The organism is Micromonospora sp. KC606 (genome assembly GCF_004348675.1).
Taxonomy (GTDB): Bacteria; Actinomycetota; Actinomycetes; order Mycobacteriales; family Micromonosporaceae; genus Micromonospora.
In genome coordinates this window covers 1-9,607 of the sequence record NZ_SMKN01000222.1, presented here as the reverse complement: position 1 = coordinate 9,607, position 9,607 = coordinate 1, and the positions used below count along the sequence as shown (strand labels likewise).

General features: G+C 74.3%; 8 protein-coding genes. 3 read left to right on the top strand and 5 right to left on the bottom strand.

Features of this window, described 5'->3' with window-relative positions; translation table 11 throughout:
- Positions 1-256: 256 nt before the first annotated feature.
- From E1193_RS26925 to pcaF, 5 genes are all read right to left on the bottom strand, one after another.
- Positions 257-1,003 (bottom strand): MBL fold metallo-hydrolase, encoded by a 747-nt coding sequence (locus E1193_RS26925; protein ID WP_132185983.1) that lies wholly within the window; start codon positions 1,001-1,003, stop codon positions 257-259.
- A 73-nt stretch (positions 1,004-1,076) separates the two neighbouring features.
- Positions 1,077-1,577 carry a DUF456 domain-containing protein gene (locus tag E1193_RS26920; RefSeq protein ID WP_132185982.1) on the bottom strand — a complete coding sequence of 167 codons (501 nt, stop codon included), beginning with the start codon at positions 1,575-1,577 and terminating at the stop codon, positions 1,077-1,079.
- A gap of 87 nt (positions 1,578-1,664) precedes the next feature.
- Entirely contained in the window at positions 1,665-3,824 is a 2,160-nt protein-coding gene (locus E1193_RS26915) for a bifunctional diguanylate cyclase/phosphodiesterase (RefSeq protein ID WP_132185981.1), read from the bottom strand.
- Positions 3,825-3,830: 6 nt separating this feature from the next.
- Entirely contained in the window at positions 3,831-4,646 is an 816-nt protein-coding gene (locus E1193_RS26910; protein ID WP_132185980.1) for an SAM-dependent methyltransferase, read from the bottom strand.
- Positions 4,647-4,884: 238 nt separating this feature from the next.
- Positions 4,885-6,090 (bottom strand): 3-oxoadipyl-CoA thiolase, encoded by a 1,206-nt coding sequence (gene pcaF / locus E1193_RS26905; RefSeq protein WP_132185979.1) that lies wholly within the window; start codon positions 6,088-6,090, stop codon positions 4,885-4,887.
- A 110-nt stretch (positions 6,091-6,200) separates the two neighbouring features.
- Here pcaF and E1193_RS26900 point away from each other — a divergent pair, with 110 nt between their 5' ends.
- The 3 genes from E1193_RS26900 to E1193_RS26890 all read left to right on the top strand — a co-directional run bounded on the left by E1193_RS26900 (position 6,201) and on the right by E1193_RS26890 (position 9,604).
- On the top strand, positions 6,201-6,872 hold the full coding sequence (locus E1193_RS26900; protein ID WP_132185978.1) for a DUF998 domain-containing protein: 672 nt from the start codon (positions 6,201-6,203) through the stop codon (positions 6,870-6,872).
- Positions 6,873-7,078: 206 nt separating this feature from the next.
- The gene (locus tag E1193_RS26895) at positions 7,079-8,377 is read left to right on the top strand and encodes a dicarboxylate/amino acid:cation symporter (RefSeq protein ID WP_243707919.1); all 1,299 of its coding nucleotides are present in this window, start codon (positions 7,079-7,081) and stop codon (positions 8,375-8,377) included.
- A gap of 159 nt (positions 8,378-8,536) precedes the next feature.
- Positions 8,537-9,604, top strand: coding sequence for an NADH:flavin oxidoreductase/NADH oxidase (locus E1193_RS26890; protein WP_132185976.1), 1,068 nt, complete (start codon positions 8,537-8,539; stop codon positions 9,602-9,604).
- The last annotated feature ends 3 nt before the right edge of the window (positions 9,605-9,607 follow it).

Sequence of the window (9,607 nt, the reverse complement as noted above, 5' to 3'; positions counted from 1 at the left end):
GTGACCCGGCTCGCCCCCGGCCGCCCAGCCGGGCCCCGGAACGCGAAATCACGTTGCCGCCGACCTGCTCCGGCCGCATGCTTGAGCCTGTGACCAGGCCCGATCGCGACGGGACTGAAGACCGGGCGCTCGGCAACGTCCGGTCCGCGCGGCGGCGCGGGGCGTCCACCTCTCTCTCACGTACGGCGATCCGCCGTGCCCGGCGGACGCCCCTCGCCGCCGTCTCCTCCGACGTGCCGGCCCCGCCCACCCCGGGTCAGGAGCCGCAGTCGACGACCAGGCCCGGCTCGGCCACGTCGACCGGACCGTCGTATGCCCGCCGCGCCGCAGCGACGGCCGCCGACGGGTCGGTGCCGGGCCACAGGTGGGTCAGCAGCACCCGCCGGGCGGAGGCCGTGGCGGCGTACCGGCCGACCTCGGCGGCGCTGGACAGGTTGCCGGCGTGCCGGTCGGGGATCGCGTCGACGTAGGTGGCGTCGGCGATCAGCAGATCAGCGCCACGGGCCAGGGCCACCAAATCCGGGCTGGCGCCGGTGTCCCCGGTGTAGGCGAGCGTCGCCCGCGGGGTGCTGAACCGGGCCCCGGCGTTCGCCACCCAGTGCGGCAGCGACCAGGTACGCACCATGAACGGGCCCAGGTCGAACCGGTCCCCGGGGGCGAACTCGCGCAGCAGGTAAGCCCCGTCAAGCAGGCCCGGCTCGTCGATCGCGAGCAGCCGGTCGAGGCTGCCGGCCGGCGCGTGCACCGGAAGGGCCGGCCCGGACCGGTCGGCCAGAATCCGGGCGCGCAGCAGCGGTTGCAGGTCGGCGCAGTGGTCGGGGTGGCCGTGACTGACGTAGGCCGCGTCGACCGCCGCGGCGGGCAGCCGGCACAGCAACGGCGGCAGGGTCGCGTAACCGGGGTCGATCAGCAGGCGGAAGCCGTCGTGCTCCACGAGGAAGCCGCTGCACCCCTGCCCGGCGGTGGGCCACGCGCCGAGCCCACCCAGGACTGTGATCCGCACGGGCCGACCCTAGGGCACGCCCCTCGGCGAACGGGCGTACCGCCGCCGGCGTCGGAGCGTGGACCCGGCCGGGTCAGGCGAACAGCAGGCCGGCCACCCAGAGCGCGGCGACGACCAGTCCGGCCAGCAACTCCACCAGCATGGACAGTCCAACCGCCTTCAGCGCCTGCACGGTCGACGGCCAGGCGAGCTGGTTGCCACCCAGCCGCAGCCGCTCGGCGCCCCACACCCCACCGACGAAGCCGAGCACCAGACCGACCACCGGGATCACGAAGAACCCGACCAGCCCGAGCAGTCCACCGGCGAGCAGTGACGATGTCGGCACCCCGGTGCGTTTCAGGTTCCGCCCCGGCCAGGCGTACTTGACCAGGGTGCCGCCGGCAACCACCACGGTCGCCGCCGCCAGCACCGCCCAGCGGCCCGGCCCCGCGCCGCCGAAGACCGCCCAGACCAGCACCCCGCACCAGCACAGCGGCAGCGCCGGCAGGCCGGGCACCACCACCCCGGCCAGCCCGGCCAGGATGGCCAGAGCCGCCACCACCGACACCACGGCCTGCGAGTCCGTCAGGTCCACCCGGCTACCTCCACCCGTCGCGTCGTCGCAGGCCGGGACGCAGCCGGGGTACGCATCCCCGCCCGCCCACGGCGAACCGTACCCCGCTCACGCCGCCTCGCCGCGCAGCCGCTCGGTGATCTGGTCCGCCGGCACCGGCGGGCTGAACCAGCGGCCCTGCCCGGTGTCGCAGCGCAGCGCCCGCAGCCGTTCGGCCTGCGCCCGGGTTTCCACCGCCTCGGCGGTCACTCCCAGCTCCAGCGCGTGCGCCAGTCGCACCAGCGCGTCGACGATCCGCTCGTCGCGGTGGTCGGCGGTGTCGTCGGCGGTGTCGGCCCGGATGCCCTCCACGAACGGCCCGGCCAGCTTCAGACAGTGGATCGGCAGCCGGCGCAGGTACGCCAGGTTCGAGTATCCGGTGCCGAAGTCGTCGATGGCCAGCCGCACGCCGAGATCGGCCAACCGGTGCAGCGAGCGCAACGGCTCCCCCGCGCTGCCCATGACGGCGCTCTCGGTCAGCTCCAGTTGCAACAACTCCGCGGGCAGGCCGGTGCGCCGCAGCACCTCCGCCACGATGTCCACGATCGCCGGGTCGTCGGCCTGCCGGGCAGCCAGGTTGACGCTCACCACCAGCCGCTGGTCGGGAAACTCGCGGTGCCAGGCGCGGGCGTCCCGGCATGCCTGGCCGAGCACCCACTCGCCGAGGCGGACGATCAGCCCGGACTCCTCGGCCAGCCCGATGAACCGGTCCGGGCCGATCATGCCCAGCTCGGGGTGCCGCCAGCGGACCAGCGCCTCCACCGCCTGCATCCGCTCGTCGAGCAGCGAGACGATCGGCTGGTAGTGGAGCACGAACTCGCCGCGGCCCAGGGCGGCGGGTAGGCCGGCGGCGAGCGCCGAGCGGGCGATGTCGGCGGCGCTGCGCTCCGGGTCGTACACGGCCCAGCGGCCACGGCCCTCCGCCTTGGCCCAGTACAGCGTGGTGTCGGCGGCCTTCATCAGCTCGGAGACGCTGGTCTCCCCGGCCGGGCACTCCACCACGCCGATACTGGCGGTGACGGCGAGCTGCTGGTCGCCGAGGAGCACCGGGGCGGAGACCGCCGCCAGGGCCAGCTCGGCGACGCCGACCGCGTCGTCGATCCCCTCGCCGGCGTCGACGAGGATGACGAACTCGTCGCCGCCCATCCGGGCGACCAGGTGGCCCTGCCCGGCCACGCAGTCGGCCAACCGGCGGGCGATGGTGACGAGCAGCCGGTCCCCCAGGGCGTGGCCGAGGCTGTCGTTGACCGCCTTGAACCCGTCCAGATCGAGGAAGCAGATCCCGATCCGCTGCTCCGGACCGGCCTCGGAGAAGATCCGCCCGAGTGTCTCGAAGAAGAGCGTCCGGTTGGGCAGGCCGGTCAGCGGGTCGTGCAGCGCCTGGAAGCGCAGCCGCTGCTGGAGATAGTGCCGCTCGGTGATGTCCTCGACCATCGCGACGGTGAACCGGGGCCGGCCGTCGGCGTGGCGGATCAGCGAGACGGCCAGGTCGGTCCAGACGACGCTGCCGTCCTTGCGGTAGTAGCGCTTCTCCACCCGGACACTGTCGTGCTTGCCCTCGATCAGCTCCTGGTAGAGCTCCCACATGCCGGCGGCGTCGTCGGGGTGGAACAGCGACGCCACGTTGATCTGCCGCAGTTCCTCGATGGTGTAGCCGAGCATGTCGGCGAAGGGCTGGTTGACGTCGATGATCTCACCGTCGATGCCGGCGATGCCGATCCCGATGGCCGCTCCGGTGAAGACCGCGCGGAAGCGGGCCTCGCTGTCCCGCAGGGCCCGCTCCACGGTGTCCCGGGCCTGCCAGGCCGAACGCGCGATCCGCTCCTGCTGGGTGAAGGTCCGGTCGCGCAGAGCTCGGGCGAACCCGGCCGCGAGCGCCCCCTGCAACGCCACGACCCGCTCGGCCGCGTCGACCGGGTCGCGGTCCGGCAGCACCCGGGCCAGGAACCGGTCGCCGAGAGCGCGCACCGTCCAGTCCAGCACGCAGGGCTCGGTCAGGTGCGCCTCCACCAGCGCCCGGCCCACGTCCTCGGCCGGGGTGGCGGAGAACTCCTGCGCCAGCAGCGCCCGGGCCAGCCGCACGGTGTGCACGAGCAGCAGCCGCTCGGTCTCGTCCGCGCTCAATGGCACGAAACCGAGCCGCCGCGCCGCCCGGGCCCACTCGGCGGCGTACTCGCGGGCCCCTGCGCGGCTGTGGTCGCCCCCGCCGGTGTCCGGAACGGCGGCCATGTCGGCTCAGCCGACGTGGCCGTACCGGGCGACGCCGCCGAACGCCCCGAAACGCTCGGGATGCTCGTCCACGTCGGCGGGCGAGTCCGGCCGCCACAGCGGCATGTGCACCACCCCCGGCTCCAGGATGGTCCAGTCGCCGAAGAAGCCGGTGATCCCGGCCCGTGACCGCAGGGTGATCTCGGTGTCGGTACGCGCCGACAGTCGCTGCGCGTCGAGCATCTCCTGCGGCTGGTCCTCGTAGGTGGAGTGCGAGATGACCAGGTGACTGCCGGGCGCGGCGGCCGCCCGCAGGGTGGCCAGGATGTCGGCCGGCCGGTCGGCGTCCGGAACGAAGTGGACCACGCCGGCGAGGAGGATGCCCACCGGCCGGTCGAAGTCGATCAGGCCGCTGGCTCGGGCCAGGTCCAGGATGAGCTTCGGCTCCCGCAGGTCGGCCCGGATGGCGGTGGCCCGGTCGTTGCCGGCGAGCAGTTCGCGGCTGTGCGCGACCGCCACCGGATCGATGTCGACGTACACGATCCGTGCCTCGGGGTTGGCGGCCTGGGCCACCTCGTGCACGTTGCCGACGGTCGGGATGCCGGAGCCGATGTCGAGGAACTGGTCGATACCGGCGTCGAGCAGCACCCGGACGGCCCGGCGCAGGAACTCCCTCCCCGCCCGCATGGTGGCGGCGAGGTTCGGGGTCATGCCGGCGATCTGCTCGGCGAGCTGCCGGTCGATCTCGAAGTTGTGCGCGCCGCCGAGGAAGTAGTCGTAGACCCGGGCCGCGCTCGGCCGGCTCAGGTCGATCTCGGCGGGAAGTCCGTCCGGCTTCTGCATCTGCCTCGCCCCAGTTCGTCGCCGTGGCACGGGAGGGCACCGGTGTCCGGCTCGCGCGGGCACGCGGAGGCCACACCGGCCGACCCGCGAGTCGTGTGGTGCTGACCACTCTAGGCGCGCACGGCGAGAGACGGGAGATCCACTGTGCACGACGGCCGGCGGCGGAGGCATCAGGTACCGGTGGCATCGTGCCGGTCACCCCGCGTCACGCCGGAGGCGGACCGGGAACATCACCGGGTCAGCCGGCGGCCTCCAACATCACCGAGATGCCCTGGCCGACGCCGACGCACATGGTCGCCAGTGCCCGCCGACCGCCCCGGCGGCGCAACTCCAGCGCGGCGGTCAGCGCCAGCCGGGCGCCGCTGGCGCCGAGTGGGTGGCCCAGCGCGATCGCCCCGCCGTTGGGGTTCACGTGCTCGGCGTCCTCCGGCAGCCCCAGCTCGCGCAACACCGCGACGCCCTGCGCGGCGAACGCCTCGTTGAGCTCCACCACGTCGACGTCGGCGAGGCCCACGCCGAGCCGGTCGAGCAGCCGGCGGGTGGCCGGCACCGGCCCGATCCCCATGATCCGGGGCGGTACGCCGGCCGCCGCCGCGCCGCTGATCCGGGCCAGCGGGGTGAGGCCGTACCGGGAGACCGCCGCCTCGGAGGCGACCAGCAGCGCGACCGCGCCGTCGTTGACCCCCGAGGAGTTGCCGGCGGTGACCGTGCCGCCCGCCCGGAACGGGGTGGGTAGCGCGGCGAGCTTCTCCAGCGAGGTTTCCCGGGGGTGCTCGTCGATCTCGACCAGTTTCGTCTCCCGGCGGCCGACCGGCACGGTCACCGGGACGATCTCCTCGGCGAGGCGGCCGTCGGCCCGGGCCTTCGCGGCCCGCTGCTGGGAGCGGAGCGCGAACTCGTCCTGGGCGACCCGGTCGACGCCGAACTCGGCGGCCACGTTCTCCGCCGTCTCGGGCATCGAGTCGACGCCCCACCCCTGCTCCATCAGCGGGTTGACCAGCCGCCAGCCGATGGTCGTGTCGTAGACCTCGGCCGTGCGGGAGAAGGCGGACGTCGCCTTCGGCAGCACGAACGGCGCGCGACTCATGCTCTCCACGCCGCCGGCCACCATCAGCTCCGCCTCGCCGGCCACGACCGCGCGGGCGGCGGTGGCGAGGGCGTCGAGGCCGGAGCCGCAGAGCCGGTTGACCGTGCTGCCGGGGACCTCCTCGGGCAGCCCGGTCAGCAGTGCCGCCATCCGGGCCACGTTGCGGTTGTCCTCGCCGGCCTGGTTGGCGCAACCCAGGATCACGTCGTCGACGCGGGCCCAGTCCACCGACGGGTGGCGGGCGACCAGTTCCCGGATCACGTGCGCGGCGAGGTCGTCGGGGCGCACGCCGGCGAGGGCGCCGGCGTACCGGCCGATCGGGGTGCGGACTCCGGCCACGAGGTATGCCACGGTCATGCTGCTGCGTCCTTCGGGGGTGGGAAGGGCTGAGGTGGCGGTGCCGCCCGGGTCACGGGGAACACCCCGGCCGTCAGGATATCCAGGCACGGACCGGTTAGGTTGGCGGCATGTCCCGGGCTCCGTTCACCGGCGTGGCACCGCCGGGGCGAGTCGGCGGCGCTCCCGGTCGGGCCGCCGCCGCGTCGGCCGCCGCCGGCTGCGTCCTCGCCGGCACGGTCGCGGTGACGGTCGCCGTGGTCGCCGGTCCCGGTCTGGGCCTGACCGGGTACGTCAGCGAGGCCGGCAGCGCCGGCAGCGCGTCCGCCCCGACGTACCGGATCGGGGTGTTCGCCCTGGCCGCGGCGCTGCTGCTGCTCGCCGCGGCGCTGCCCCCCGGGCTGCGGGGCACGGCCGGCCTGCTCGCCGTCGGGTCCGTCTGCACGGTGCTGTCGGGGGCGGTGACGTGCAGCGACGGTTGCCCGCTGCCGCCGTTCGAGACGCCGACCGTGGCTGACCTGGTGCACGGTGCGGCGAGCATCGCGGCGGTGGCGGCGACGGTGCTGGCGATGGTGTCGATCTCCTGCTCCCCACACGCGCCCCCCAGGCTGCGGCGGGTGGCCCGGCTCGGCGCGGCGGTGGCCCTGCCGCTGGCCGGCGCGGTCGCGGTGGCCCTGCTGGCGGTGGGGCGGGGCAGCCTGGTGGGCGGCCTGGAGCGGCTGCTGTTGGCGACGGCCGCCGGCTGGGGCCTGGCGACAGCGAGCGTGTTGGGGCTGGCCCGCCGGCGAACACCGTCAATGTAAGGATCGTCACGGCTTCCGCTCCTTCCGGCCGGCTTTCCGCCGGGAGTAGCGTCGGCAGGCGATGACCAACGTCTGGCACCTCACCGTGCGCCTGTACGTCGACCTCCGACGGCAGGCCAGCGGCGTCTGTCCGGCGCAGCCGCTCTCCTGACGCTGCCCGTACCGACCCTCCGACAGACCTTGGACCCGTCCTCATGGCTTCCGCCCTGCGCAAGATTCCCTTTTCCGTGCAGATCCTGGCCGGCCTCGTGCTCGGCGTGGCGCTCGGCTTCCTCGCCCGAGCCGGCGACCTGAGCTGGCTCGCCAGCACCCTCGACACCGCCGGCGACCTCTTCGTCCAACTGCTCAAGCTGGCCGTACCGCCGCTGGTCTTCACCGCCATCGTGGTCAGCGTGGTCAGCCTGCGCGGCGTGGCCAACGCCGCCCGACTGGCGTGGAAGACCCTGCTCTGGTTCGGCGCCACCGCCCTGATCGCGGTGGGCGTCGGCATCGGCCTCGGCCTGCTCACCAACCCGGGTCGCGGCGTCTCGCTGGACACCGGCACGGCCGCCGCGCCGCAGCGGACCGGCTCCTGGACCGACTTCCTCACCGGCATCGTTCCCACCAACCCCGTCGGCGCGTTCGTGGAGGGCAACGTCCTCCAGATCGTCTTCCTCGCCCTGGTCGTCGGCGCCGCCGCGCTGCTGGCCGGCGAGGTCGCCGAGCCGTTCGTGGCCGTCAACCGCTCGCTGCTGGCGATCGTGCAGAAGGCCCTGTGGTGGGTGATCCGCCTCGCCCCGATCGGCACCCTCGGCCTGATCGGCAACGCTGTCGCCTCGTACGGCTGGGATCTGCTCGCCCCGCTCGCGAGGTTCACCACCGCCGTCTACGTCGGCTGCGCCATCGTGCTCCTCGTCGTCTACCCGGCGCTGCTGGTGATCGCCGGCCGGCTCAACCCGCTGCGCTTCTTCGCCGGCGCCTGGCCGGCCATCCAGCTCGCCTTCGTCTCCCGCTCCTCGGTGGGCACCATGCCGGTGACCCAGCGGTCCGTCGAGCGCCTCGGCGTCCCCCGCGAGTACGCCTCCTTCGCCGTGCCGTTCGGCGCCACCACCAAGATGGACGGCTGCGCCGCCATCTACCCGGCTCTCGCGGCGATCTTCGTGGCGCAGGTCTTCGGGGTGCACCTGAGCGTCACCGACTACCTGCTGATCGCGTTCGTCTCCGTGGTCGGCTCGGCCGCCACCGCCGGCCTGACCGGCGCGATCGTGATGCTCACGCTGACCCTGAGCACGCTGGGTCTGCCGCTGGCCGGCGCCGGCCTGCTGCTGGCGATCGATCCGATCCTCGACATGATCCGGACCGCCACCAACGTGGCCGGGCAGGCCCTCGTGCCGACGATCGTCGCCGCCCGAGAGGGCACCCTCGACCGCGCCGCGTACGACTCCGCCGGCAGGCGCGACCTGACCGACACCGACGAGCCCGCCAGGCCGGCCCGGCATGCCGAACTGGAGCCCGTCCCGGCGTGAGTGCGCCACCGAGTGCGTTCCCGGTCGCCACGGCGACCGGGAACGACCTGGAACCCTGCACCCGACCGCGCCGACCGGCCAGGTCAGGCGCCGACTCCCGTCCGTACCGGGTCCTGCCACGCGGGGCCCGACCCGTCCCCCACCCGGAGGCTCACCCTGATGAGGGCCCTGTTCACCCCGCTCGCCCTGCGCGCGGTCACCCTGCCCAACCGGGTCGCCCTCGCCCCGATGTGCCAGTACAGTGCCGGCCCGGACGGTCTGCCCACCGACTGGCACCGCGTCCACCTCGGTTCCCGCGCGGTCGGCGGGGCGGGCCTGATCATCACCGAGGCCACCGCGGTCGTCCCCGAGGGACGGATCAGCCCTCAGGACACCGGGCTGTGGTCCGGGTCGCACGTCGACGCCTGGCGTCCGATCACCGCGTTCGTCGCCGCGCAGGGCGCGGTACCGGCGGTGCAGCTCGCCCACGCCGGGTTCAAGGCCTCGACGTACCGACCGGGTGCCCGGCGCAGCGGCGGCGTACCGGACGCCGAGGGCGGCTGGACTCCGGTCGGTCCGGGCGACGAGCCGTTCCTGCCCGACCACCGGCAGCCGATCGCGCTGGACGAGGCCGGTATCGCCGGTGTGGTCGAGGCGTTCGGCACGGCGGCGGTCCGCGCGGTCGACGCCGGTTTCCGGGCGGTGGAGATCCACGCCGCGCACGGATACCTGCTGCACGAGTTCCTCTCACCGTTGACCAACCGGCGCACCGACGGCTACGGCGGCGACCTGACCGCACGGATGCGGCTGACCCTGGAGGTGGCCCGCGCGGTACGCGCCGCGGTGGGCGAGGACGTGCCGGTGCTGACCCGGATCTCCGCCACCGACTGGGTGGCGGGCGGCTGGACGGTCGAGGACAGCGTGCTGCTCGCCGGTGAGCTGGCCACGGCCGGGGTGGACCTGGTCGACGCCTCCTCCGGCGGCGCCTCCGCCGGAGCGACGATTCCCGTCGGCCCGGGTTACCAGGTGCCTCTCGCGGCCCGGATCCGCCGGGAGGCGGGTCTGCCGACCGGCGCGGTCGGCCTGATCGTCGAGCCGGAACAGGCCGAGCAGATCGTCGCCGGCGGTGCGGCGGACCTGGTGCTGCTGGGCCGGGAGCTGCTGCGCGACCCGTACTGGCCCCGGCGCGCGGCGGCCAGGCTCGGCGCGGAACCCGACTGGCCCGCCCCGTACGTCCGCGCCTTCTAACCC

Bases quoted from the DNA above. Each gene is read 5' to 3' on its own strand.
- E1193_RS26910 (WP_132185980.1), bottom strand. From the start codon at position 4,646: ATGCAGAAGCCGGACGGACTTCCCGCCGAGATCGACCTGAGCCGGCCG.
- E1193_RS26915 (WP_132185981.1), bottom strand. From the start codon at position 3,824: ATGGCCGCCGTTCCGGACACCGGCGGGGGCGACCACAGCCGCGCAGGG.
- E1193_RS26890 (WP_132185976.1), top strand. From the start codon at position 8,537: ATGAGGGCCCTGTTCACCCCGCTCGCCCTGCGCGCGGTCACCCTGCCC.
- E1193_RS26900 (WP_132185978.1), top strand. From the start codon at position 6,201: ATGTCCCGGGCTCCGTTCACCGGCGTGGCACCGCCGGGGCGAGTCGGC.
- pcaF (WP_132185979.1), bottom strand. From the start codon at position 6,090: ATGACCGTGGCATACCTCGTGGCCGGAGTCCGCACCCCGATCGGCCGG.